The 26780-nt window shown below is 45.3% G+C and carries 21 protein-coding genes and 1 tRNA gene; 6 read left to right on the top strand and 16 right to left on the bottom strand.

Annotated elements, in window-relative coordinates; genetic code table 11:
• Positions 1 to 3: 3 nt before the first annotated feature.
• Positions 4 to 771 carry a ThuA domain-containing protein gene (locus tag GFS24_RS14870; RefSeq protein WP_153660492.1) on the top strand — a complete coding sequence of 256 codons (768 nt, stop codon included), beginning with the start codon at positions 4 to 6 and terminating at the stop codon, positions 769 to 771.
• 45 nt (positions 772 to 816) lie between these two features.
• Here the strand turns inward: GFS24_RS14870 and GFS24_RS14865 are convergent, their stop codons facing one another.
• The 5 genes from GFS24_RS14865 to GFS24_RS14845 form a co-directional block, all read right to left on the bottom strand.
• The gene (locus tag GFS24_RS14865) at positions 817 to 1608 is read right to left on the bottom strand and encodes a hypothetical protein (protein WP_153660490.1); all 792 of its coding nucleotides are present in this window, start codon (positions 1606 to 1608) and stop codon (positions 817 to 819) included.
• A gap of 9 nt (positions 1609 to 1617) precedes the next feature.
• Positions 1618 to 2415, bottom strand: a complete 798-nt coding sequence (locus GFS24_RS14860) for a hypothetical protein (protein WP_173003087.1) — start codon at positions 2413 to 2415, stop codon at positions 1618 to 1620.
• A gap of 179 nt (positions 2416 to 2594) precedes the next feature.
• Positions 2595 to 2667, bottom strand: a tRNA-Thr gene (locus tag GFS24_RS14855).
• 4 nt (positions 2668 to 2671) lie between these two features.
• Positions 2672 to 3718 (bottom strand): GTPase ObgE, encoded by a 1047-nt coding sequence (gene obgE, locus GFS24_RS14850; protein WP_153660486.1) that lies wholly within the window; start codon positions 3716 to 3718, stop codon positions 2672 to 2674.
• A gap of 116 nt (positions 3719 to 3834) precedes the next feature.
• Positions 3835 to 4422, bottom strand: coding sequence for an adenylate kinase (locus GFS24_RS14845; RefSeq protein WP_153660484.1), 588 nt, complete (start codon positions 4420 to 4422; stop codon positions 3835 to 3837).
• Positions 4423 to 4799: 377 nt separating this feature from the next.
• Between GFS24_RS14845 and GFS24_RS14840 the strand changes: the two genes are divergently transcribed.
• Positions 4800 to 7793 (top strand): glycoside hydrolase family 3 N-terminal domain-containing protein, encoded by a 2994-nt coding sequence (locus tag GFS24_RS14840; protein WP_253906491.1) that lies wholly within the window; start codon positions 4800 to 4802, stop codon positions 7791 to 7793.
• Positions 7794 to 8211: 418 nt separating this feature from the next.
• On the opposite strand, the gene GFS24_RS14835 is transcribed toward GFS24_RS14840, so the two are convergent.
• From GFS24_RS14835 to GFS24_RS14825, 3 genes are all read right to left on the bottom strand, one after another.
• Positions 8212 to 8676: a hypothetical protein gene (locus tag GFS24_RS14835; protein WP_153660480.1), complete on the bottom strand. Its 465-nt coding sequence runs from the start codon at positions 8674 to 8676 to the stop codon at positions 8212 to 8214.
• A gap of 353 nt (positions 8677 to 9029) precedes the next feature.
• Positions 9030 to 10775 carry a RagB/SusD family nutrient uptake outer membrane protein gene (locus tag GFS24_RS14830; RefSeq protein WP_153660478.1) on the bottom strand — a complete coding sequence of 582 codons (1746 nt, stop codon included), beginning with the start codon at positions 10773 to 10775 and terminating at the stop codon, positions 9030 to 9032.
• Between the two features lie 11 nt (positions 10776 to 10786).
• Complete coding sequence (locus GFS24_RS14825) at positions 10787 to 13867, bottom strand: TonB-dependent receptor (RefSeq protein ID WP_153660476.1); 3081 nt, start codon at positions 13865 to 13867, stop codon at positions 10787 to 10789.
• A gap of 208 nt (positions 13868 to 14075) precedes the next feature.
• Between GFS24_RS14825 and GFS24_RS14820 the strand changes: the two genes are divergently transcribed.
• Positions 14076 to 14684, top strand: coding sequence for a hypothetical protein (locus GFS24_RS14820; RefSeq protein WP_153660474.1), 609 nt, complete (start codon positions 14076 to 14078; stop codon positions 14682 to 14684).
• On the opposite strand, the gene GFS24_RS14815 is transcribed toward GFS24_RS14820, so the two are convergent.
• The 8 genes from GFS24_RS14815 to rlmD form a co-directional block, all read right to left on the bottom strand.
• A complete protein-coding gene (locus GFS24_RS14815) occupies positions 14674 to 15288 on the bottom strand; it encodes a DNA-3-methyladenine glycosylase (protein ID WP_153660472.1) in 615 nt (204 codons plus the stop codon). The two genes, GFS24_RS14820 and GFS24_RS14815, sit on opposite strands and share 11 nt — an antisense overlap.
• Positions 15289 to 15292: 4 nt before the next feature.
• Entirely contained in the window at positions 15293 to 16261 is a 969-nt protein-coding gene (locus GFS24_RS14810; RefSeq protein ID WP_153660470.1) for a M28 family peptidase, read from the bottom strand.
• 11 nt (positions 16262 to 16272) lie between these two features.
• On the bottom strand, positions 16273 to 17769 hold the full coding sequence (gene cysS / locus GFS24_RS14805; RefSeq protein WP_153660468.1) for a cysteine--tRNA ligase: 1497 nt from the start codon (positions 17767 to 17769) through the stop codon (positions 16273 to 16275).
• A gap of 89 nt (positions 17770 to 17858) precedes the next feature.
• Positions 17859 to 18971 (bottom strand): endonuclease/exonuclease/phosphatase family protein, encoded by a 1113-nt coding sequence (locus tag GFS24_RS14800; protein ID WP_153660466.1) that lies wholly within the window; start codon positions 18969 to 18971, stop codon positions 17859 to 17861.
• 50 nt (positions 18972 to 19021) lie between these two features.
• Positions 19022 to 20128 (bottom strand): endonuclease/exonuclease/phosphatase family protein, encoded by a 1107-nt coding sequence (locus GFS24_RS14795; protein WP_153660464.1) that lies wholly within the window; start codon positions 20126 to 20128, stop codon positions 19022 to 19024.
• Between the two features lie 161 nt (positions 20129 to 20289).
• Positions 20290 to 21240 (bottom strand): rhomboid family intramembrane serine protease, encoded by a 951-nt coding sequence (locus tag GFS24_RS14790; RefSeq protein WP_153660462.1) that lies wholly within the window; start codon positions 21238 to 21240, stop codon positions 20290 to 20292.
• A gap of 39 nt (positions 21241 to 21279) precedes the next feature.
• Positions 21280 to 22137 (bottom strand): rhomboid family intramembrane serine protease, encoded by an 858-nt coding sequence (locus GFS24_RS14785; RefSeq protein WP_216647431.1) that lies wholly within the window; start codon positions 22135 to 22137, stop codon positions 21280 to 21282.
• Positions 22138 to 22165: 28 nt separating this feature from the next.
• Entirely contained in the window at positions 22166 to 23575 is a 1410-nt protein-coding gene (gene rlmD, locus GFS24_RS14780) for a 23S rRNA (uracil(1939)-C(5))-methyltransferase RlmD (RefSeq protein ID WP_371730792.1), read from the bottom strand.
• Positions 23576 to 23639: 64 nt separating this feature from the next.
• Between rlmD and GFS24_RS14775 the strand changes: the two genes are divergently transcribed.
• From GFS24_RS14775 to GFS24_RS14765, 3 genes are all read left to right on the top strand, one after another.
• Entirely contained in the window at positions 23640 to 25049 is a 1410-nt protein-coding gene (locus GFS24_RS14775; protein ID WP_153660460.1) for a TlpA family protein disulfide reductase, read from the top strand.
• Positions 25050 to 25141: 92 nt separating this feature from the next.
• Entirely contained in the window at positions 25142 to 25849 is a 708-nt protein-coding gene (locus tag GFS24_RS14770) for a porin family protein (protein ID WP_153660458.1), read from the top strand.
• A 71-nt stretch (positions 25850 to 25920) separates the two neighbouring features.
• On the top strand, positions 25921 to 26541 hold the full coding sequence (locus GFS24_RS14765) for a porin family protein (RefSeq protein WP_253906490.1): 621 nt from the start codon (positions 25921 to 25923) through the stop codon (positions 26539 to 26541).
• Positions 26542 to 26780 lie beyond the last annotated feature (239 nt).

The raw sequence follows: 26780 nt of genomic DNA, 5'->3' as shown, positions 1-26780 counted from the left end.
AACATGAAGACTGTATTTATCCTGCTGTTAGTAATAAGTACTTCAGCAAGCGCACAATTTCCACGGTTCAAAGTATTGGCTTTTTACAATAAACATGTAGAATCTGCGCATGTGGAATTTGCCAACGATGCTATCAAATTCTTCAAAGACCTTACGGTTGGCCGTGGTTTTGTATTTGATACCACGAGCAACATGGCAGATCTGAATGACGATAAAATTAAGGACTATCAGTTACTGATGATGATCAACGACTTTCCGCATAGCCCTCCGCAACGGGAAGCGTTTGAAAAATACATGAAGAATGGTGGCGGCTGGTTTGGCTTTCACGTAGCGGCTTATAATGACCGCACTACAAAATGGCCCTGGTTTGTAGACTTCCTGGGTGGCGCCGTTTTTAATCGCAACAACTGGCCACCGATGCCGGCCAAGCTGGTGATAGATGATACCACACATCCTGTTACAAAAGGATTACCCACTACTTTCATTGCACCTATCAATGAATGGTATCAATGGAAACCCAGTCCCAGGGAAAGAAAGAACATCAAGGTACTGGCTACTTTATCTTATGATAACTATCCCTTTGGCCTGAAAGATATTATCCCCGGTGGTGATACACCTGTTATGTGGACGAATCTTGATTATCGCATGATCTATCTGAACATGGGCCATGGGCCGCATATTTTTACAGATGCCACGCAGAACAGGCTGATCATTTCAGCGCTGCGATGGGTGATTGCAACGGATAAAAAAGGAAATGTTTTCGAGCACTAATTACCAGAATCAGTTAAAAGGGATAGGCGATAGTCTATCCCTTTTTTAATAAAGATTATACATCAGCCGCACATTAAACCCAAGCATTCCGGGCATGAAGGCGGCATAGTTCTTTTCCTTTATGATCATAAAACCAGGGCGGATACCAAACGTTACACCTAATGGCCGGCGTTGATTTCCGGGACGCATTTCCAGTCCAATCGGAAAAAGCACCGCAATATCCCGGCGGCCCAATGTAGCGTGGCGGTATTTTTCAACAGCCGATTCCTCGGAATCGACCCTGTGGGTTTTTGTTTCCAGTACATTTCCGGAGATGGCATATGCGAGGTAACCACCTAAACCTCCATAGAAGGAAATGCGGTTACGGGCAACACTTTTTTTAAGGATGAAATCTGTGTACAAGCCAAGCATATGATTATTGCGCCGGAAGAAAACTTCATTGACCGCATATTTAGAGGGATCAGTAGCGTCTACGGCACTCCAGCGCTCTTCGTTATTTCCTACATAGCTGTATTCAATTCCTATCCGCCATTCTTTTTGCAGACCCCATTTACTTTTTTTATCACTATTGAGTTCCCAGGTGGTAAGCAGAGAAACTTGTACATGGCTGGTTGATCCATAGAAGAGCCCCCGGCCAAATTCTCTCTCAAGCGTATCCAGGCTGTTTTTTGGAAAACGCAGCGGATCTTTTACAAGTTTGCGGATATCCGCCAGGGTTGTATCGGGACGGTCTACCTGAACGGCAAGCGTGGGGCCGAATTGGAGATTTTTTAGCCGGAGTTTTTGTGCATTAGCCAGATTGGGTATTAAGATGAACAGTAGTAGAAATAAGCGCATAGAGATGGTTTAATGGAGGTTATAGATAAGGCGGATGGTAACTCCCATTGTAGGAGAAATAAAGGCAGGCAGGTTCGTTTCTTTGATAAACATTAATCCCGGCCGCATTCCAACGTTCATGCCCACGCGGGAAATGTTTTTTGATCCCCACAGCTCAAAACCAACAGGTAAAAAGAGCGAAATATCCCGGCGGGAAAGCGTGGGGTGTTCATACTTTTCAGTGGATACGACCTTGTAATTTACCATGTCACCTTTCGTTTCTGTTATCCTTCCACTGATAGTATAAGCCAGGGATCCTCCGGCTCCGAAATAAAAATACATCTTTTTGTTAAGTGCTTTTTTGAATACAAAGTCTGTGTAAAGGCCCAGGTGTGCACTGGTGCGTCGAAAATTTACGTCGTCCCATGTTGTGTCCCGCCAGCTTTTGGGCTTACCCGACATAGAAAATCTGTTATTTTCCACATAGGTATACTCGATACCTATTTTCAATTCTTTACGGTCATCATATCCTTTTTTACGTGGATTGTAAAACTCCCAGGTAGTGAGTAAGCTGACATTCGTAACGATTGCTCTGGCCAGTCCCATTTGGATGAGCGGCTTAACTGTATGCATTGTATCAATGTTCCAGTTTGGAAAAGCCTGCGGATCTTTTGTTAAGGGTGCGAGATGGGCAACGGTAGTATCCTGCCCTTTTGCCTGTAAAGCGAATGATGGACCCAGCTGCAGGTTTTTGAGCCGCATAAAACTTTGGGCATAGGAACTGCCGGTTAAACATAAACATGCAAACAGTAGTAGGGAGAGGCGCATATACAGGGAATTAAAGGGATTGCCTGTAAAACGGGGAACCAGGGAGGAATGTTACAGACAGGCATACCTATGCTTAGTAAAAGAAGTAGCCTATGTTGAGCCTATGTGAAGAGAAGGGATCTCCTACAAAGGAGAAGCCGTTTACCGGTTTTGGCAACCAGAAAACGGCTTCTTGTGAGAGCCACCCATCGGGATCGAACCGACGACCTGTTATTTACGAAACAACCGCTCTAGCCAGCTGAGCCAGGAGGCGGGTTTATTGTTCTGCTTCTTCGTCTTCTATCTCTTCTTCCTGGGAAGCAGGGATCCGGTTAGATTCTGAGATCAGGGCTTCCCACAGTATATCTTTCAATTCCTGCAGGCCAGTTTGCGTAACGGCAGAAATGAACACATGCGGTACATCCTTTGGCAATTCAGCGGATATAGCGGTTTTCAGTTCATCGTCCAGCATATCACTTTTGCTGATGGCTATAAGAAATTGCTTGTCCAGCAGTTCCGGGTTGAATTGTTCCAGTTCGTTCTTGAGCACTTTGAATTCCTTCAGATGATCTTCGCTATCTGCGGGGATCACGAACAACAGCACAGCATTCCGTTCAATGTGACGGAGGAAACGGTGTCCCAGTCCTTTGCCTTCGTGAGCTCCTTCAATGATACCTGGAAGATCGGCCATACAGAATGACTTGTCGTCGCGGTACTCCACCATGCCCAGTTGGGGGGTGAGGGTGGTAAAAGCGTAGTTGGCAATTTTTGGTCTTGCTGCAGTGATGGAAGAGAGCAGGGTGGATTTACCGGCATTCGGGAAACCAACGAGTCCTACATCCGCCAGTACTTTCAGTTCCAGCAGTTTCCAGCCTTCCTGGCCAGGTTCTCCGGGTTGTGCATGTTCCGGGGCCTGGTTGGTGGCGGTTTTGAAATAAGCATTTCCTCTGCCACCTTGTCCGCCGGGCATGAAGACAACTTCTTCTCCGTCGCGGAGGATCTCTGCGTCTACAACACCGGTTTCTTCGTCCCGTACGATGGTACCCAGGGGTACTTCAATCACAATATCTTTACCCATGGCGCCGGTACAGTTGTCTCCACTGCCGTTTTCGCCATTTTCGGCTTTTACATTTTTATACCAGCGTAAATGCAGCAGTGTCCACAGCTGGGCGTTACCTCTTAAAATGAGGTGTCCGCCACGGCCGCCGTCGCCACCATCGGGACCAGCCATGGCTTTGAACTTGGTGCGCATGAAGTGTTTGCTTCCTGCGCCACCGTGGCCGGATTTACAAAATACCCGTATAAAATCAACAAAATTCTCCATATCAAAAATCTCCCATTATCCCATTTAATGCGGGGATAGGCTATAAAAACAAACGCAAAGATCGTAAAGTTTAGCCTTACATGATCTTTGCGTTCTAAATATGTCTGAAAGCGAGGTTATGCCCTCACACTCACTAATTCGTCTATTTCTTTGCTCAGCAGGTCGAAAGTAGCATCAACAGTGCCATCACCTTTCACCTTTTTGAACTTGCCAAATTTGGCGTAGTGGTCAGCCACCGGAGCAGTTTTGTTATGATACTCCACGATGCGGTTCTTCACGATGGTTTCATTGGCATCATCCGGGCGGCCGGAGGTAAGACCACGATCCAGCAGGCGGCGGATGAGTTCATCTTCCGGTACTTCCAGGCTCAATACTACGTGAATAGCGGTTTTCTTAAGTGACAGCAATTTGTCCAGCGCCTCAGCCTGTGCCGTGGTGCGGGGAAAACCGTCAAAAATAAAACCACGCGCTTCCGGGTTAGCTTCCAGTTTAGAACCGATCATGCCGATCACTACTTCGTCCGGAACCAGTAAACCCTGATCCATGAACTTCTGAGCTTCCAGGCCCAAAGGCGTTTTTCCTCCAATCTCATGACGGAGCAGGTCGCCTGTGGACAGGTGGATAAGACCGTATTTTTCGATGATGTTGGCACTCTGGGTCCCTTTTCCACTTCCGGGAGGGCCAAATAAAATCAGATTGACCATGTTGTTGTTAATATTCATTTCGTAAGTACAACACTTACTTTTTTAAAACTTGTTACGGTTTTCAGTAATCATTAACCTAAGCTAAGCTAAAAAGTTCAGCGAGATTTACCGAAAGGCATAGTGTGCAAATATAGCAAACAATTGAATGTATCGGTAATTAAAATTAAGATTGATGCGATACTGTAAAAGAATAATCCAAATTAATAAATATAATTCAAGGAATAAAGCTAAATGATAGACAAATGATAAAAACAGCCCCATGGCTATAATAGCTAGCAGCATTTATATGCTATTTCGCCGTAATGTGTTGAGTTTCGCGACTTTAGATGCAGTGGTGCCGCAGAAGAGCGGGCTAAATTTTGTATGTTTATAAAATGATGAAGCATTTTTTGGTATTGGGACTCACCGGATTATTGCTGGCCGCTAACGGGCAACCGGGAATACGTTCTCAGGAAAAGCAGCAACACAAGACAAAGAAAACGGCACAAGTTAAACAGGGCCCCACGCCTGCAGATCGTTGGGTGGATAGTGTGTTCAATTCGCTTTCCCACGAAGAACGGATTGCCCAACTCATCATGATCCGGATGCATTCCAACCTGGGGGCGGATCATATTGCTGCTGTTACGGCGGATATCAGGAATAATAAAATAGGCGGTCTTGTTACTTTCCAGGGTGGCCCGGTAAGACAGGCGGAACTGGTAAACAGGTATCAGGCCATCAGTAAAACTCCTTTGCTGGTAGCAGTGGATGGTGAATGGGGACTGGGAATGCGGTTTGTGGACAGTGTGATCTCCTTTCCGCGCAACCTGATGTTAGGGGCTGTGCAGGATACCAACCTGATCTATGAAGTAGGGAAAGCCATTGGCGAACAATGCAAACGGATGGGTATTCAATACAACTTTGCACCTGTACTGGATGTAAATAACAATCCCAATAACCCGGTGATCAATGACCGGTCTTTTGGAGAAGATAAATATCGTGTGGCAGGGCATGGTGTTGCAATCATCAGAGGTATGCAGGATGCAGGTATCATGGCCTGCGCCAAACATTTCCCCGGTCATGGTGATACAGATGTGGATTCTCATTACGATCTTCCTTCTATTAATAAAACCATCGCCCAACTGGATTCCCTGGAATTATATCCTTTCCGCAAAGCCATAGAAGCCGGTGTTGGTTCTATCATGATCGCGCATTTATATATCCCTTCCATTGATAACAAACCGAACACACCTACTTCCATTTCATATAAAGCGGTGACCAACCTCTTGCAGAAAGACCTGGGCTTTGATGGCCTCATCGTAACAGATGCTTTGGAAATGAAAGGCATCTCAAAATATTATACCGGCGGACAGGAGTCTTTACAGTCTTTACTGGCAGGTAATGATCTGATGGAATTGCCTTCTACTTCAAAAGGCAGTATCACGGCCATTGCGCAATCCATCAAAAAAGGGAAAGTATCTAAAGAAGAAGTGTACCGCCGTGTAAAGAAAGTATTACGCGCGAAATATGACCTGGGGCTTGCACACGTGCAAACCATAGATGCGAACAACATTACGAACGACCTTAATGCAGCGGTGCTTCCTTTGAAGAAAAGAGTTTCTGAAGAAGCGATCACTTTGTTGCGTAACGATAATCACCTGTTACCATTCTCTGATACGGCTGCTTCTCAGAAACTGGCTGTAGTGGCGGTTGGCGTAGATGGTGGGAATAATACTTTTGTTGAAGCGGTAAAACAATACCGGCCGAATACAGATGCGTATGTGTTTTCTGCCAGTCAGTCTGAAGAACAGATCTCTGCCATGGTGCAACGTTTGAAAGCAAATTATAAAGCAGTGATCATCGCGGTGCAGAATTACAGCCGCCGTCCTGCGAATGATTTCGGGATCACACGTTCTGAGAAAGCGCTCATCAATCAACTGTCTGAAGAAATGCCGGCGGTGACCATTGCATTTGGGAATCCTTATGCTATCCGGTTTTTCTGCGATGGGCCTACCATCATAGCTGCGTATGAAGATGATAGTCTTACCCATAAAGCTGCAGCGCAGGTATTGTTTGGTAAAATGGAGCCGAAAGGAAAACTGCCGGTAACGGTTTGTAATAACTTCCAGTATGGAACGGGGATCACTTCTATTATTCCGCCACCACCTCCTCCGCCATTGCTGGAAACCGTAACGCCTGAAACAGTTGGCATGAACAGTTTGGTCCTTGGAAGGATCGATTCGCTGGCGAAAGATATGATCAGTAAAGGTGCTGCGCCCGGTTGTCAGATATTGGCATTGAAGGATGGTAAGATAGTATACAACAGGAACTTCGGCTATTTTGATTATAGCCAGCGGGAAGCGGTTACTTCTGAATCAGTGTACGACCTTGCTTCTGTTACAAAAATATGTGCTACCACTTTATCTGTGATGCGGCTGTATGATGAAGGAAAGTTAAATATAGACAGTACACTGGGTACTTATCTTACCTGGGTGAGGGGCAGTAATAAAGAGCATCTGCGCCTGCGGGATATTTTACTGCACCAGGCGGGGCTTGTGTCTTACATTCCTTTTTATAAAGAAACGATCTATGAGAATGGATGGCCTGATACGCTGATCTACAAAGCTTACCAGGATTCCCTGCATACTTTGCGGGTCGCTGAAAAACTTTATATGACACCGCACTATGTGGATACGATGTATCGCCGGATCCTGGACAGTAAACTGATCCCGGCTGGGCGGCAATATATCTACAGTGATAATGATTTTATTTTCCTGGGTAAAATAGTGGAAGCGATCACGGGTAAACGGTTGGATAATTATGTGCGGGAAACTTTCTATGAGCCGTTAGGGTTGATCACTACAGGGTTTGAGCCACGCAGCAGGCTTCCTTTGTCTCAGCTGGTGCCTACGGAGTTTGAGAATTTATTTCGGGTGCAGTGGATTAGGGGGGATGTGCATGATCCGGGAGCTGCTATGTTTGGTGGTGTGGCTGGGCATGCGGGGCTTTTTTCCAATGCTACTGACCTGGGGGTTTTGTTGCAGATGGTGTTGAATGGTGGGAGCTTTAATGGCAAAACTTATATTAAGCCGGAAACGATACAGTATTTTTCTGCTTATCATTCAGAGATCAGCCGGCGTGGGTTGGGGTTTGATAAACCGGAGAAAGATAATGCTACGCGGCAGGAGGCTTATCCTTGTAAGAGTGCGTCCCCGGCTACTTTTGGGCATACGGGGTTTACGGGTACCTGTATTTGGGTTGATCCGCAGTCTAAGCTGGTGTTTGTTTATCTGAGTAACAGGGTTTGTCCGAATGGAGGGGCTAATAATAAGATCTCTACTTTGAGTGTGCGGGCTAATATTATGGAGACTTTGTACCAGGCTATGATGTAATGAAGGCCCATAGAGTTTTTTTCTTTTAAGGGGAAACGGGTTTTTGTAAAGAGCATAGATATAGCGAAGGCCCATAGAGTTTTTTTCTTTTAAGGGGAAACGGGTTTTTGTAAAGAGCATAGATATAGCGAAGGCCCATAGAGTTTTTTTCTTTTAAGGGGAAACGGGTTTTTGTAAAGAGCATAGATATAGCGAAGCCCCAGAGGAGGTTTTTTATTTTAAGGGGAATGTGTTTTTGTAAAAAGCATAGATGTAATGAAGGCCCAGAGAGTTTTTTTTATTTAAAGAGGGGCGTTTTTTTATAAAAAAAAGACCCCGCCGCCGGTTTTTGATTGAAGAGATTTTTTATAGAATAAAAACATAAAAGGGCTGTATCTCATCAGATACAGCCCTTTCCTTGTTCATAAGAATTTATAGACTACTCAACAGATACAACACGATTTACCATCAGTTGTGTCTTAATATCAACAGCTTTTTCAAGCTTGTTTTTGCCGTTACGGATCTCAAAAGTATATGCTCCGTCCTCCAGCTTTTCCAAATTATAACGGGCAACAAACTTTGGTGAAGTCACGTCAAGTACTTCCTTGTGCAGGGTATTATTATTAACGTCTTTAATGAACAAGGTTAACTTCTCGCCTGTTGGATTATCGATCTGTACGAGAAAACGAAGTTGTTCTGCGCCTTCCTGCTGAATATCGATCTTGCAACCTTTTCTGGCCATTTCATTTTTTTCAGGGGCAACTCTTACTGATTTGTTACCTGAACCGGGGTTATTGGCATAAGCGAATGTTTCGCTTTGGGCGGATGCCTGTAAACTGAAACCTAATACAATGGCTAACAGGGTAAAAATGTGCTTTGGTGTAAAAACAATACTGTGTTTCATGATGGTTAAGTGTTTAAAAAGTTAACTCGTACGTTTTGTTTTATGTACTTGATACCTTTCTTTTCACCACAAATTTCAGCTACTGGCGTTATCGGAACATTAAGGGGGCATTAAGTAAATGTGAGCAGATAGTTGCCTTAATGTTATGAACCTGTCTTTTAATTCATTTCGTGGACTAGCTTAAGCTTTCTTCTTTTGGTGGTTAATTAGTTGTTAATCGGGAGACGAATGTACGACTTATGCACATACAATACACAAAACCCATTAGATTTTTTTTAAAAAGAGATGTGTATTTAATACGCAAAGATTGCCTGTAGCCGAATTCCGGCTACAGGCAATGTTGGTAAAGGGTCTTAGTAATTTGGGTTTTGCACCAATTTGCTGTTTCTGCGGATCTCTTCTGCCATAATTGGGAGGAAATAATGCTTTTGAGTGAACTTCCGGCTCTCCACTCCGTTTGTTAACACATTGTAAGTATAAAAGAGGGTGTCCGGGTTCAATTTGCCGTAAATATCAATGGCTTTGGCAGGACCGCTGAAAACTGTTTCAGCAATTAACCACCTGCGCGCATCAAAATAACGGTGTTCTTCAAACGCGAGTTCGTACCTTCTTTCATAACGATACATTTTTATTAACGCATCTCCTGTTACACTTGTTTCCAAAGCAGGCATGCCTCCGCGTGTGCGAACTTCATTGATCGCATCGCGTGCTAATACTTCTTCATTCAATGCCAGGCTAGCTTCTGCAAAATTCAGTTTGATCTCTGCATAACGGAAGAATGGCCAGGCCTGGTCTCCACGGAAGAATTGCGCATCCAGATTAATGTCCATGAACTTGCGGATGTAATAACCGGTGTAGGTACCATTCCAGTTTTCCAGCGGACTCTGGCGGGTATCCAATCCATTTATTAACTCAATGGTGCCATCAGCTCTTTTCCTTTCATAACGTGCTGTTTGAATAACACCAAGGGGATCATTGGCTACCGCATCTGTGGGTCTCTTTTTCCAGGGTGCGCCGTTATAAAGGATGGTGGCGTAGAAACGGGGATCACGGCCAACATAAGGTTTTGCAGCCATGGTGGGATTACTCCAGGAAAAATCTGTACCGTCTGCCATCTGGTATCCTTCCACAAAATTTTCAAGCGGCACATTACCTCCCCAGTTGTGATAACCATTGGGGCCATTGTACAGATCATGAGAGGTGCCCAGTTGTTGTTTGTTGAAATATTTGCAGAAGATGATCTCCGGATTATCCTTATCCATGAACACACGGGTGTAGTTGTCAAAGGCAACGCTGGTGGGCTTGTAGATGGAAAACTTGTTCGTGAGGATGAGTGCGTTGGCGGCATCTTTGGCCAGCTGCCAGCGTGCAGTTCTGTCTCCTCCTACATATCCTAATTCCGGTCTTGTATTGCCGGGTTTATTAAAGAGATCACTGGCGGCATACAGCAACATCCTTGATTTGAGCGCCATGGCGGCGAATTTGGTAGCCCTGCCTTTATTGTCCCTGTCATGCACTTCCGGTAATACAGCAATGGCACTGTCGCATTCCGCTACTACATATTTTACACATTCATCAAAACTATTGCGGGTGAGCAGCATAGCTTCTCCATCAGTGAGTTTAAAGATCTGTGTCACTAAAGGCACGCCACCCCAGTATTTGATGAGCATGTGATAAAAATAAGCCCGCATGAAATGAACTTCTCCGTTGAGCCGTGTGCGTTGTGCTTCATTCTTGAAAGGAGTTTTGCCTACCATTTCAAAGAAGATGTTACAGGTGCGGATGGCTTTGTAATGTTTATCCCATTCCCCGAAGAGGTTGAGTGCGCCCAGGTCTTCAGGGGACATGGCTTCTGTTACAGAAGTGGTGGCGCCGTAGTTATGAATGAAGCGGCTTTCATCTGTCATGGAAGAAAGCATTACTTCATTGAAGCCATGGCGCATTTTAGGATAGAGGTCATTCACGTAAGCCTGCACCAGGTTTGGATCTTTCCAAACGGCATCTTCCATGTATTCCGTTAAGGGTCTCTTTTCGAGGAAGTCTTTATTACAGGCGGTAGCTACTGCTATCAACAGTACAAATAAGATAATATTTTTCATAACGCATGATTTTAGAAGGTTACATTAAGGCCAACGTTGAAGATCCTGGTTTGCGGATAGAACTGTCCGCTGCCGGTGGGTGATTCCGGATCAAAGATCTTCACCTTATCGATGGTGAGAAGGTTTTGCCCGCTTACATAAATACGGAGGTCATCTAAACCGATGCGCTTCTGCAAAGTTTCAGATAAGGTGTAACCGATCTCCATGGTTTTTAAACGCAGATAGTCTGTGTTCCATAACCAGAAAGTGTTCTGGCGGCTTACCCAGTATTCTTTGTCCCTGTCGTATGGCCTTGGGTACACAGCATCTATATTATCAGGTGTCCAGCGGTTCTCCACTATTTTCATCGGGAAGTTTCCGATAAGGCCTGATTCTGTGCGGATATATTGACTGGCACCTGTGGCAGCCTGCCAGAGCATGGTGATATCAAAACCCCTGTAATCTGCTCCCAGCGTGAGGCCATAATTCCATACAGGATATTCAGAACGGTTCACGCGTACACGGTCGAGGTCATTGATCTGACCATCTTCATTTACATCACGGAAAATAATATCTCCGGGAATGGCGCCACCCACATGTGGATAATCATCCACTGCACGCTGGTCTCTGAAGATGCCCATGGCTTCATAGTATAACGTAGCGCCGATCTGTTTGCCGGTGGACATTTGCCATTCCGGTACATTGGGCACTTCATCCCAGAACACAATTTTGTTGCGGGCATGTGAGATGTTGGCGATCACTTCGTATGTTAGTTTGCCTACTTTTCGTTTATGCGTGAGGTGCAGATCGATACCATGGTTCTGTACTTTACCAATGTTCTCATCGGGTAATGTTAAACCGGTGTAGATGGGAACGGAAGCAGATCTTTTGGTGAGGATGCTGTAGCGGTTTGTGTTAAAGTATTCCGCTTCGATACCTATTAAACCATCGAAGAACTTGGCTTCTATGGCCACATCCAGGTTATTGGACACTTCCCATGTGATGTTCTCATTTGGTACCCGTAACGTATAGATACCCTGGTTCAGTTTATCTCCGAAAACGGTACCACCCTCTGCAATACCAAACGTGTTCATGTACTGGAATGGATTCACCAGATCGTTCCCCATCTGGCCATAAGAAGCCCGCACTTTGAAGTAATCTACTGTAGTGCCGATGGCGCGTTTCCAGAAGTTTTCACGGGAAAGTACCCAACCGGCAGATACACCGGGGAAGAAACCGAAACGTTTATTGGAAGGGAAGTTCTGTGATCCATCATACCGCCAGTTGAAATCAAAGAGGTACTTTTCATCGTAGTTATAAGAGATGCGGCCGAAGTAATTCATGCGCGCATAATTAAAGCCAGTACCGGTATTATCCTTTTCATCATTACTACCTGCAAAGAGCTGATCTATTGCATCAGAAACAAAATAGCGCCGCCGTGCCCACAGATTATCACCTTTTGTTTCATTGTGTTCAATGGCCCAGATGGTGCTGAGGTTATGTTTGCCGAAACTCTTTACATAGTTGATCTTGGCGTTGAGGGTAATGCTCTGGTTCTGATAGAACCATTCTTCCATTTCCGGTGCACTCACACCACGGCTGGCTGCTTCCAGCTGTGGCTGGTTGTTGGCATCAAAACCCTGCAAGGTGTAAAGCGTCCATGGTTTGATGAAACGTTTCTGGAAATTGAAATTCTGGTCCAGCGCAAAGTTGCCATCTACGGATAAACCTTCTACCCCTGGAATAAATAATACCAGGCCCAGGTTAGAATTGATCACATAGGTTTTATCCCGCTGATAACCGATTTCGTTGGTACTTGTTACAACAGGATTATCTCCATATTCAATATCCGGACCGGGTAATCCGTTTGGCCAGCGGGCTGCTTCAGTGGGCCTTCCTCGTAATAATGCACGGAAAATGGAACCGGCACTGCGGGGTGGAAAATTCCTGTCTTCCAGTCTCCCTGCAATATCTACTCTTACGGTGAGATACTTGTTTACGTTGGCGTCCAGGTTTGCGCGCAGATTATGCTGACGATATTTTGTGGCGCTATTCTTGAAAATACCATCCTGGTAAAGTGTTCCCAGGGATACATAATAAATGAACTTGTCTGAACCTCCGCGAAGGGAAAGATCGTGGCGGTTTTGGCTGGACAAGGGTTTCACGACTTCATCTATCCAATCTGTGTTGGGATAACGCCATGGATCGGAGCCGTCTGCAAATTTCCCGATCTGTTCTTCTGTGAATTTGGGCTGGTCTCCTGCGTTTTTGCTGATCTCATTTACGATGCGTGCATAAGTAGGTGCATCGGCCATTTCGGGGAGACGGGTAGCTTGTGTGAGGCCCTGGTTAAAGCTGTAACTCAGTAATGGTTTACCGGTTTTCCCGCGTTTTGTAGTGATGAGAATTACACCATTTGCTGCGCGGGAACCAAAGATGGCTGCAGAGGCATCTTTCAATACAGAGATGTTTTCAATGTCGTTAGGATTGAGGCGTTGAAAACCATCTCTTGGAATGCCATCAATTACTACCAGCGGGTCTGAATTGTTGAAGGTACTGCGGCCACGGATCAGGATCCGGGATCCGTCGTAACCGGGTTCCCCACTGTTGTTGATGGCCATGAGGCCGGAAACCCGTCCTACTAATGCATTTGAAATGTTCACGGTGGGCGCCTGTTTAATTTCGGAGCCTTTTACGGTACTAACAGATCCGGTTTTGGTTACTTTTTTGGTAGTACCATAGCCGGTAACAACGTACTCGTCCAACTGTTTTTCTGTTTCTTTCAGCAGGATGCTAACGGAAGCGGAACCATTCAAAGGATACTCCTGCTGTTCGTACCCGATGAATTGAAGGACCAGTATGGCCTGAGGGTCTAGATCTGAAATGGAGAAATTCCCCTTTTCATCAGACACGGTTCCTTTACTGGTTCCTTTCACCACAATGGTAACGCCGGGAAGAGAAATGTTCTGTACATCTCTGATCCTGCCTTTCACCGTGATGTTCTTTGATGTTTGTGTGGTTGTTGTTTGCGCATGGGAGACGGGCAAGCCTCCGGCAAATAAGGCGAATACGGCCATAAGAATGGCGCCGCCATAACGTGGAACGGGTTTCATACTGTAAACGATTTAGATGCTGGGTTAAGAAATTAAGGTTTTCCTTTAGTTTTTCTTTGTACTCTAAAGTTATCTTGTTTCCCTTTAAATATTTTCGAAAATTAAGTGTCAAATTGACCTATATATTTAGAAAAATATCGGGTAACTTAGAGATAGAATTGATAACACCATGAAACTGAGCCCCTTTCTATGTTTAGTTTTCGCAATAATGGTATTGGCAGCATGTAAGAAAGAGAAGAGTGATGAAGGCCCGCTTCAAAGTCATGTCTGTAATTATGCGCCTTACACAACAGGCTCCAGCTTTAATTATGCATTTGAAAATGTGAACCCACCAGGGGGTGAGGACTTCGTGTTGCTGGTGAAAGGAGATTCTGTGATCGGGAATGAAACCTATCGTGTTTTAGAAGATGATATGACGGGTGAATTCTCTCTCTTTGATTGTGGCAGCGGGGATTATGTGCAACTGCTGGCTGTAACGGGGATTCCCAATGCACCAACGCAACCGATCAAAACTACTTACCTGAAAGAAAATGTTCCGCTGGGGCAGGGCTGGTCTGAAGATATTCCTATTACGATCACGGGGCTCGGAGATTTTATGTTGAACATCCGGTATACCATTGTTCAGAAAGGAAGTAATAAAACCGTGCTTGGTAAAGCTTATACGAATGTGATAGGCGTAGAGATGGAAGTGTCTGTTCCGCCATTCATACCACCACAGATCTTAAGTACTAATTATTATGCGAAAGGTGTTGGGCTGATAGAGCTGGACCGGTTTGAGGATACCACGCGGCTGCAATCTTATAATATCAGGCCTTAGTGTCTTTCCAGGTCCATAAGTAGCGACAGGCATGGGTTCTGTACGGCGACCATTTTTGAGAAAGCTCCAGTAATTTTGCACGGTAAACTTTCTTATCCGTTGGATCCAGTTTGTATAATTTAATCATGGCCTGTTGAATACCCAGGTCATCCACTGCAAAAACATCTTCTCTTCCCAAATAGAACATCAGCAACATTTCTACTGTCCATCTGCCAACACCTTTGATGGTGGTGAGATAGCTGATCACTTCTTCGTTGCTGAGCTTGTGCAGTTTGGCATCTGTTAGTTTTTCATCGATCACGAAGCGGGCTACGTTGAGTACGTAAGAAACCTTTGCGTTGGACAATCCAATGTTGCGGAGTGTAACCGGATCTGTATCCAGGATCTGCTGTGGGCGGGGTTCTTTGCCTCCGTATAAATTAAGGAAACGACCGTAGATCACTTCTGCCACTCTTACGGATAACTGCTGGCTCATGATAGAGCCGATGAGTTTGAGTGCAACATTCTTTCCGAGGGACATCACTTCCAGCGGCTCTGTAACAATGCGTTTCAGCTTTTTGTCCTTGTGCAGATGGGGGATATAAATATCGTGATGGGTGTTCATGTGTTTAATAATTGAATGGGTCACCATAGATCACATGCAGGATGGTTTGGCCCACGCCCTGCAGTGTTTTACGGTCTATCACAGACATATTATCGTTTGAAGTATGATGGTGCGGCATGAAATCTCCCTTCGGCTGTGTGGCAATGATATCGAAGGCCGGGATCTTTGCGAGTGTGTTCACATAGTAGTGATCATCTGTAATGTAAGCAGGGCCTTCCGGTGATTCTTCGTAACGGAAGAGATCTGAATAGCCGATGGAATTGGCTACGTCCCAGAACATCTTCATCTGCGTGTAGGCATATTGTTTAGAATTGCCTTCCATGTAGAAGCTGGAATTGCGGCCGCCTACCATATCCAGCAGGATGCCGTATTGGGCAGTGTAACCTTTGATGTGGGGATTTTTAGCCCAGTATTGTGTGCCGAGGCAATAACTGTCCGCCACATCAGATTCGCCGTAATCTTCTACATCTGTTAGCAGGATATCCACACCTATGGCAGGTTTCCTTGCATGAAACTGACGGGCTGCTTCCATTAGCACACCTACTCCGCTGGCGCCATCATCAGCACCATCCAGTTGTTTCTTTTTATCAAAGGCATCTTTATCTGCAAAGGGGCGGGTATCCCAGTGGGAGAATAATAACACCCTGTTCTTTGCAGCTGGATTGAAGGAGGCGATGATATTAATACAAGGCAGTTCTTTTTTCCGTGGTGCGATCACATTTGTGCGTTGCACATATACAGTATCTGCCAGGTTTTTAAAATAGCTGATCAGCCAGGCTGCACAAGCTTCCTGTGCAGGAGTTCCTGGAATCCGGGGGCCGAAGGCTACCTGTTTTTCTATGGCTGCGTAAGCAGTATCCACAGAAAATGCGGGGGCATTGACGGCTTGTTTTTCTTCTCCGGCGTTTTGATTGCTGTTATTAGTATTACAGGCGGCAAATGTAATTGCAGCCAGCAGGATCAGCCTCCTCATGGTTTATTTATTTATTCTATGGCGTAAGATACGGTACCATCTTTCTCATCTTTCAGTTGAATACCGATGGTGAGCAGCTGGTTGCGGATCTTATCTGAAGTAGCATAATCTTTTTTGCTTTTGGCTTCCTTGCGGATGTCTATCAGCAATTGTAAAACACCATCCAGTTTTTCAGTTTCTGCCGGTTTTTCCGGTACCAGGCCCAGAACATCGATCAGATAGGTTTTCCAGGTTTGTTGCAGGAGTGTGAAAGTAGTTTCACTGATCTCATGCATTTTTACCTGTCCGCCTTTTAATGAATTAATAACAGGAGACAGTTCGAAAAGATTGGCCAGTACCTTGGCGGTGCTGATATCATCATTCATGGAAACGGCGCAATCATTACACCAGGCTTGCACCTGATCGTCCAGTTCTTTATTGATGTCTGTGCCGTTGGCGGTGTATACGAGTTTCTGTAATACTTCGTAAGCATACCATAAACGTTGCAAACCTTTTTCAGCGGCCTGCAGGGCTTCGTTGGAGAAGTCCAGCGTGCTGCGGTAATGCGTCTGCAAAATAAAGAAGCGGATGGTCATAGGGCTGTAACCCTGTTCCAGCAATGGGTGTGTGCCGGCAAACAGATCCGTGAGGCGGATCACGTTGCCATAACTTTTACCCATCTTCTTACCGTTGATGGTGATCATGTTATTGTGTACCCAGTAGCGGGCCATCATTTCTCCATGAGCCACTTCACTTTGTGCTATTTCACATTCGTGATGGGGGAACTGAAGGTCCATACCACCACCATGGATATCAAATTGGTTGCCGAGGTATTTACCGCTCATGGCAGAACATTCAATATGCCATCCGGGGAAACCGTCTCCCCATGGACTTGGCCAGCGCATCAGATGTTCCGGTGGTGCTTTTTTCCAGAGGGCAAAATCTACTTTGTTCTTTTTCTCTTCCTGGTTATCCAGTTCGCGGGTAGTTTCCAGTTGATCTTCCAGTACGCGGCCGCTGAGGATACCGTAATGGTGACCTTCTGAATATTTCATCACGTCGAAATAAACGGAGCCGTTTGCTTCGTAGGCAAATCCTTTGTCCATGATCTCTTTGATCATTTCTATCTGTTCTACGATATGGCCGGTGGCGGTGGGTTCTATACTTGGTTTTAAAGTATTGAACTGTTCCATGGCCCAATGGAAGAGGTTGGTGTATTTCTGCACCAGTTCCATGGGTTCCAGTTTTTCCAGCTGTGCAAATTTGGCGATCTTATCTTCTGCAGCGCGGCCTTCTTCTTCAAAATGGCCAGCGTCTGTGATGTTCCTTACATAACGTACTTTGTAACCAAGGTGCAGGAGGTATCTGTACAATACATCGAATGTAATGAAGGGGCGTGCATGGCCCAGGTGCGACTCACCGGAAACTGTTGGTCCGCAAACGTACATACCAACGTGACCGGGATATAACGGAGTGAATAGTTCTTTTTGTCGGCTTAGGGTATTGTGTAGTTTAAGCTGTTCTGACATTAGTCTAATATTGTGGATCGGCGAATTTCGGATTTTTCAACCCGAATGTCGAATTTTTTAGGCAAAAGTGGAAGACAAATATACGTGGTTCAGGGGATGGTTACATTGGTAATAACGGGGTAATGATCACTGAGATCAGAATGTATGGTACGGAAACCGTTAATAGTAAAGGTTCTGTCTACAAAAATGTAATCTATCCGCAGTGTGGGAGAGAGGCCGGTAAAAGTTCTGCCGATGCCACTGCCTTTTTTAAGGAATGCATCCTGCAGATTCCCTTTGATGGTGAAATAGGTGTAGGATGCGGGCGTATCATTGAAGTCTCCGCAAACGATCACAGGATGGGGGCTTGTTCTGATAAAATCCGCAACAATATTGGCCTGGCGGCTGCGGCGCACATATGCATCACGCATTTTTACCACAATACCTTTTGCTGCTACGAGGCCGGTATCTTCCTGTTTCTTTATTTTTTCTATGGATTGATAATCTTTGGCGTTGAAGCGGTAAGATTCCAGGTGCATGTTCACGATGCGGATGGTATCCTTGTTGCGGAGAATATCTGCATAGATGAGACTTTCGCCCATGGGGCCGGGAGATAGTTTCACCTTGTCTGATAAGATAACGGGGTATTTTGAATAGATGATACTGCCCCAGTGTTGTGTGCCATTCCGGTTAAAGTCACTGGAGAAAAAACGGTAGGGGAGTTTGAGTACCCGGGAAAGATCTTCCCGGTTATTAAAATCGTCTAATTTTTCAGAGGTGTAAAAATCCTGGAGGCAAAGCACATCCGGCTTATGCTCGCTTATCAGCTGAAACATGGCTTCCCGCGTGGGTTTGCTATCCTTCTTGGCATACAGGCCAAACAACGCCACGTTATAGCTCATCACATTGATGGTGCCTTCCGGTTTGTCGTACGTTTCCCAATTGGTGGGCCAGCGGAGTGAGATGAAAGCAGAAACAGATTTCCAGCCGATCACAAGAGCAACCAGTGGGATCAGCGCATATTTAGGATGGAAGATGATCCAGAAGATGAGGAACAAAAGGAGCAACATTAACAGGAACGGGAAACCCAGCGTGATGAAACTGATCGGCCAGAACCTGACCGGCGAAATAAATGGCGCCAGGCAGGCCAGCAGGAAAAATAGAACAGTTACCGCATTCACGATAAGGAAAAACCCTTTTGTAAAAAGTCGTAAAAATTTCAACAAGCAGATAGTTTGGCCGCTATAAATTTAACGCATTAAAAGACAAGGTGTTAATCTTTTCTATTTATAGATAACCTGGCCATGATGGGGAAGTGCTCGAACCCGCGTCTGCGATAGATGGCGAAATCTTCCACGTGGAACATTTTATCCGGTAAAATGTAATCTATCCGCAGTGTGGGGGAGATGGCGGAAAATGTTCTGCCAAATCCGGAACCTTCTTTCAGGAACGCATCCTGGAGATCTCCGCGGATGGCCCGGTAAGTGTAAGAAACGGGTACATCGTTGAAATCTCCTACCATGATCAGGGGGTGGCGGCTGCGATCTATTTCATTTCTTACCCTGTTTGCCTGATCGGATCTGAGTTTGAAAGTGCGGCGCATCTTATATAACAGGCCATGGGCCTTATGTACTTCAGCAGAAGCAACGGTTTTGTAGTCGTCTTCTTTGAGTTTGTAGGAAGCGAGGTGGGCAGACATGATCCTGATGGTATCTCCTTTGATCAGCAGGCTGGCGGCGATCAGATCTTCAGAGCCTGGACCACCGGGGCCATCGAACATTTTTACCCGCATGGTATCTATGATGGGAAAGCGGGAAAAGATAACGGTGCCGTAATGCCAGGTATCCCAATGGATAAGACTCCTAACAAAATAATGATAGGGGTAATTCAGCATTTTGCGGATGCTGTCGAAATTATTGGGCTTATCCGGATTGGTATTGGAGTAGAATTCCTGGAGGCACAGTACATCCGGACTGGCTTTTTGCAGTTCTTCGTACATGCGGTTGCGCACTTCAGGTACTTCTTTATATCCTTTGATGCCCATGCTGCTGCAGTTGTAGGTCATCAGGGTGAAAGAATTGTCTGAGGCTGTTTTGTTACCGCCAAAGAGATGGAATCCCCAGGTACTGCATACACCGGTAACTGTTACAGCCACCGCCAGTAAAGAGATCAGCCAGTATTTACGACGATACACTATCCAGAGGGGAATGAAGCATACGCAAGCGATCCAGAAGAATGGGAACGGGAGACCCGCAAAACCGCCAAGCCAGAAAGTGGCTGGATTGGTAAAGGGAATAAAGAACGAAAGCAGCAGTCCGATAGCGAGGAGTACATTGCTCCAAAGCATCAGCCGCCGAACGACGGTGGCAACAATTTTCAAGGCCGGGGTAAATTTATGAACCGCAAAAATAGCGTGTAGGCGTGATAAAAGAAAGGGGAAAACAAAGAATTCACACAAGTATGTGATGGCCGGAAATCCTACTGCGGCGCGGGTTCACACATGTAAGAGATATCAAATATTATCTTTAATGAAATTAAAAATTATACTTCTCCTTCCTTCTCTTTACTGGCGCGCAAAAGTGTTTCTTTTTCTTCTGCGGTGAGTGTATCAATTCCATGTGCATTGATCTTATCCAGGATCTCATTTATTTTATGTTCCGGTACATGTCCTACTTTGGTGAAGGGAACAGGGGTAGCGCGGAAACCAGATCTGGAAGTGGTGATCTCAGCTTTGAGGGCTTCTTTCTTTTCTTTGGGATGGAAGATATGGCCAACGTTGAAGAAAATATCATTGATCCATGTTCCCCAGTTGTGGCCTTTTTTAAATTGGGCCATGAACATATAGCCCATGAAACCGCCGCCCAGTAAGTAAAGCAATACGGTTAAACTTCCTCCGCCGGCAAAAACGGCTGTGCCATGCAGTGCGAAGAAGATGAGGGTGATCACCCAAACGGGTACGCCTCCCTGCATCAGCAAAGGAAATACGCGGCCTTTGGGGGTAAGTACAGTGGCGCCAACAGCGAGGGCCATTACCCCTGCGCCTGCTCCCATCAATGAACTGGTGGGAACGAGGGGGCGGAAAGCGGGAATGAGGTTCATGCCGGTAACATAAAATGCCATACCGCAGAAACTGCCGAAAATATACAAAGGGATCACCAGCCGGTGGTGACTGGACACATTTTGAAGAATGGTGCCAAAGACGAACAACCATACCATGTTACTGAAAATGTCCCAGAACTGAAGGTGGGCAAACATGGCGGTGATGATGGTCCATGGCTTTGTTAGTAAGGTCATGGGGTCTGCGGGCAACATGGTATTAGCCAGGATGTCCCGATTAAACGCGGGTATGCCGTAATCCTCCATTCTATAGATCACCTGTATAAACAACAGTAGGATGTAAACGGTGATATTCAGGAGCAGCAGTTGCGTTACCATGTTCTTCTCTTCCCCGAGTGATAAACGGGGCATTCGCTCTTTTTCCGCTACTTGCATGGCGCTGGTATTTGTATACAAATTTAGGCTTTTTTGAAATCAATAAAGTGTCCGCCGGTTCCGTTTGTTCCAGAACTTGAGTAACAGATATCCAAATAATGCGCCACCCAGATGTGCCCAGTGTGCAACATTGTCATCTCCGGCACTTTTGATACCCAGGTAGAGTTCCAGGAGGATGTATCCGCCGATGAAATATTTGGCCTTGATGGGGAAAGGAATGGGGAGGATGAACAAATAGTTGTTAGGGAAAAGATATCCGAATGCGAACAATATTCCGAACACGGCTCCGGAGGCTCCAACGGTGGGCACATTTGCAAAATCCTGGATAAACTTGCTTACGTAAAGCTTGGCGCGGAAAATCATGTCATATGATTCTGGAGGCAGGTTGCGCCATCCATCCACAAAACTTTGCATTGGCAGTTCAGTATTTCCTTCCTTGAGCGTATAATTTTTTAATGATGGGTATTCCTGGAAGAAAGTATTGTAAGTATCAAAAGAGGGGTGTGCATAAAAATGTTGTGCATCTTTAACTACCTGCATATTTTCATAAGTGAGCACGCCCATGTGGCAAAGTGCAGCACCAAGGCCACAGATCATGTAAAAAACGAGGAAACGTTTGGGCCCCCATATATTTTCCAGAGCACTGCCAAACATCCACAGTGCAAACATGTTGGCGAAGATGTGACCGATTCCGCCGTGCATGAACAGGTGAGTGATAAACTGGTGTGGTTTAAAAAGTTCGGAGCCCCAGTAATGCAGCCCAAACAGGTCTTCCATATGGTAGCCGTACAAATTTTCCAGGGTAACCTGTGCCAGAAATACCAATCCATTTATGATCAGAAGGTTTTTGATTACCAGGGGCAACATCTGGAATCTGCCGGGTCTGAACTCACTCATTGCGTTGATGCTTATTCGTTAAGTTAAATTAATACCTGCGTTGCAGTAAAACTACATTTTCAATGTGGTGTGTATGCGGGAACATATCTACGGCCTGCACTTTTTCCACTGTATATTTTTCGTTGAGCAGCGCAAGATCTCTGGCCTGCGTTGCGGGGTTGCAGCTTACATAAACAATCCGCGGGGCTGCTACTTCCAGCAGTTTCGCGGTTAGTTTTTCGTGCATCCCTGCCCGTGGAGGATCTGTAATGATCACATCCGGGGCGCCATGTGCTGCAAAAAATGCGTCATCACAAATGTCTATCACATCACCTGCAAAAAACGTGGCGTTTTTTACATTATTAGCGGCTGCATTTTCCTTTGCATCGTCGATGGCTTCTTTTATTAACTCAATCCCTATCACTTTTCCGGCGCTGCGGGATACAAATATGCCGATGCTGCCGGTACCGCAATAAAGATCGTACACTACTTCATTTCCGGTTAACCCTGCAAAATCACGTGTAACTTTATATAACGCTTCTCCCTGATAAGTGTTTGTTTGGAAGAAAGATTTAGGGCCGATCTTAAAAGTAAAATCCTCCAGTTTTTCCTCTACATAACCTTTACCGAAGAATACTTTAGGCTCCAGGTCAAAGATACTATCATTCTTTTTGGGATTGAGGGTATATAACAAAGTGGTAATACCGGGGACTGTTGCCAGCAGGTGATTCAGCAGGGCTTCCCGCTGTTCTTTTGCTTCATGGTGGATCACGAGATTTACCATTACTTCTCCTGTTGTGCAGATACGTAAAACGAGGTTACGCAGCCATCCTTCCTGGCGGCGGATGTCATAAAAAGACAATTCGTGTTTTTCTGCCCAGTCCCGGATAGTGTTCTTGATAAGGTTGGCAGGTTCTTCCTGCAGATAGCAGGTCTGAATATCCAGCACTTTATCAAACAGTTTGGGGATGTGAAACCCCAAAGCGTTGCGGCGGGGCCAATCTTCCCCGGCTTCGCGGATCTCCTCATCTGTGAGGTAGGCTTTATTAGAAAAGGTGAATTCCAGTTTATTCCTGTAGTGCCTTGTTTTTTCTGCTCCCAGGATGGGGGGCAGGGCAGGAAATTCCAGGTGGCCGATCCGTTTCAGGTGATCTTCTACCTGCTGCTGTTTGTAAGCCAGCTGACTTTCGTAAGGGAGCATTTGCCATTTGCAACCACCACAAAGACCAAAATGGTCACAAAAAGGCGTTACCCGATCCGGTGAATAGGTGTGTATCTGTGTGGCTTTTCCTTCTGCCCAGTCTTTTTTATTTTTACTGAGCCGTACATCTACAATATCTCCGGGCACCACGCCACCTTCAATAAAGATCACTTTACCGTCTACCCGCGCGAGCGCTTTACCTTCTGCGGCATAAGCTGTTACGGACACATTTTCCAGAATTACATTTTTTTTCCTCACGGGTGCAAAGGTAGGATGGATTTCGCATCAGGCTATAAGAAATTTCTTTACTTTTATTCTACCTATGCAAAAACTGCTATACTTCTTATGCTGCCTTTGCAGCTCTTTTTCCCTCCATGCTCAGGGATACAATATCACGGTTCAGTTGAAAGGATATCAGTCCGGTACACTGTACCTGGGCCACTACATGGGCAAAACCACCTATGTAATGGATTCCGCGCAGATCAATAATGAAGGCATTGCCGTATTAAAAGGAGCTGAAAAGCAGCCTGGTGGCATTTACCTGATCGTATTACCGGGCAAAACCCGCTATTTTGAAATGCTGCTGGATAAGGTGCAAACTTTCTCCATTATGGCGGATTCCAGTGATCTTTCCGGTAAAACGGTCTATAAGAACTCTCCGGACAACGATATGTTTTCCGCGTATAATAAATTCCTGGCTTCCCAGTCTGATATCATGAATGATATCCAACGTAAGCTGGCAGCAGCCCGTACAGCGGAGGACACTGCAAAAGTGCGTCCTATTACAGAAGAGCTGGGTAAAAGGTTACTGGCTTACCGGGATGATATCATCCAGAAACAACCGAAAACTTTATTGGCCAGCATCTTTAAAGCCATGCGGGAACCGCAGGTTCCACCCATGCCCCGTAAAAAGGATGGCAGCCTGGACTCTTCTTACCCTTTCCTGGCCTACAAAAGTCACTATTGGGATGATGTAGATCTTAGTGATGGAAGACTGGTCCGCACCCCTATTCTTGAAACACGCCTTACCAGATATTTTAATCAGCTGGTGACCCCGGTACCGGATTCTGTGATTGCGGAAGGAGACCGGCTGATTGCGAAAACGAAGAAGGATAAAGAGAGTTTCAAGTTTGTGGTATGGTGGCTGACCCGTACTTATGAGGAGTCTCCCATCATGGGAATGGATGCGGTGTTTGTACACCTGGTGGAAAAGTACTACGTCACTAAACAGGCTTACTGGGTAAGTGAAGAGCAGAATGAAAAGATCATTTCCAGGGCTTTTACCATTGCACCAAATCTTATTGGTCAGAAGGCCGCAGCCCTGGCTTTGGTGGATACAGCAGGAAGACCGAAATCTCTTTACGACGTCAAATCAAAATACACAGTATTGGTTTTCTGGGACCCCACTTGTGGACATTGCATCACAGAAGTACCCAGGTTGGATTCTGCTTACAAGGCAAGTTGGAAGAAGAAAGGGGTAACGATGTATGGTGTGAAAACAGAAGGCACACAGGCAGAGTGGACGAAGTTCATTCAAGACAAGCATCTTACAGGCTGGGCGCATGTTTGGGACCCTGGTTACAAGAGCAATTACCGCAAGTTCTATGACGTTTATAGCACACCGCTTGTTTACCTGCTGGATGAAAATAAAAAGATCCTCGCAAAACGTTTAGGCGTGGAACAGTTAGAGGAATTCCTGGAGCGGGACTTAAAAGATGCAGCAAAAAAGTAGATATAAGCTATTGATATATAATCATATATAACAACAGGAGGCCCCTTTGGCACAGTCTTTGAAATTCAGGGTCATAATCAAACTACTAGGTTATGACGAAAAAGATTGTTCTCTCATGTATGGCTATCGGGTTGTCGGTAACTGCCATGGCACAAGCAAGGGTAGGTGTAAAAGGCGGGTATAATCTCGCCAATATCACTACCGGTAGCGGCGGGAATGTAGAAGAAAACAAATTCAAAAGCTCCTTCCATGTTGGTGTTATTGCGGATTTTCCGCTTTCCCCCGTTCTATCACTTCAACCCGGTGTTTACTATACCGGTAAAGGTTCCAAATTAGAAAGAGGAGAGCCCGGAAGCGCTACTTACTTCAAAACTTCCACTAACCCTCAATACATTGAAATTCCTGTAAACCTTGTAGGTAAGATACCTGTGGGTGAGGATACCCGTATCTTCTTTGGTGCCGGTCCTTATGCAGCTTTTGGTGTAGGCGGTAAGAACAAATACGCACTCGGGCCTGTAAGTGGTGAAAGTAATATCAAGTGGGACGATGATACCCCTTTTGATAACACAGATCCTAACCAGGGTTATGACAAGTACAAACGTTTTGACTACGGTGGTAATTTACTGGCCGGTGTTGAGTTTGGCAACTTCCTGTTATCTGCACAGTATGGTCTTGGTTTCGCTAAGATCCTTTCCGGAGCAGATGATTCCCGTGATGATAAGAGCAAGAACCGTGTATGGAGCTTCTCCGTTGGTTACCTTTTTGGAGGCAGCCGCAGTGGCAAAAACGTAACAGAATAAACATTTTCAGGACTAAAGCATTATTTAGTCAGGAATACACCATTTCATCCTAACAGATAAATATAAAAACAATGAAAAAAGTATTGTTATCCTTTGCGGTTATGCTAATGGCCGGTGCTTCATTTGCACAGGTTAAATTTGGAATAACAGCAGGACCGAGCTTTTCGAGTACCACTTACAAGAATCCGTTGGTGAACAACGGGAACAAGAAGACCAGCGATATGATGACAGGACTCCGTGCAGGGGTGACTGTAGATCTTCCACTGGCAGATGAGTTCTTTATTCAGCCCAGCCTCTTGTATGTAGGCAAAGGCGGTAAATCAGAGAATGCTTTAGGAGCAGACGTTAAAACCAGGTTGCATTACCTGGAACTTCCCATCAACTTTATGTACAAACCAGAAGTAGGAACAGGTAACCTGTTTATTGGCCTTGGGCCCTACTTTTCTTATGCATTAGGCGGTAAGGCAGGAGACAACGACATCGAATTTGGAAGTGACAATGCCTTGCAGACCAAGAGAATGGATGCGGGCGCTAACTTCCAGGTAGGATATGAATTGCCGATGGGCCTGAACTTTGGTCTTCATACAGACCTTGGTTTAGTGAATATCAATGGCGCAGGAGATGATGAGAACAGGGTAAAGAACACATCCTTTGGTGTTTCCGTAGGATATAAGTTCGGTGGCATGCGTTAATCACGCGTACATTTCTTGTTAATAAACAGGCAGGTTAAGCATTTCAAAATATTGCAATGCTTAGCCTGCCATTTTTTTGGTCTTTTTTTTAAACAATCCCGAGGCCGGTTGTGTTATCCGTTCACTATTATTTAACCATCAAACGCTCCTGTCCATTATAAAATTGAAGAAGAATGTATTAAGTTTGATCCCAATAATAGACAGAGCACATTTAGCAATTCTACTCGCATTTTTTCGTC

The organism is Chitinophaga sp. SYP-B3965, assembly GCF_009647655.1.
Classification (GTDB): domain Bacteria; phylum Bacteroidota; class Bacteroidia; order Chitinophagales; family Chitinophagaceae; genus Chitinophaga.
Note: the sequence above shows the minus strand (reverse complement) of the source record. Positions and strands in the feature narration are given on the sequence as shown.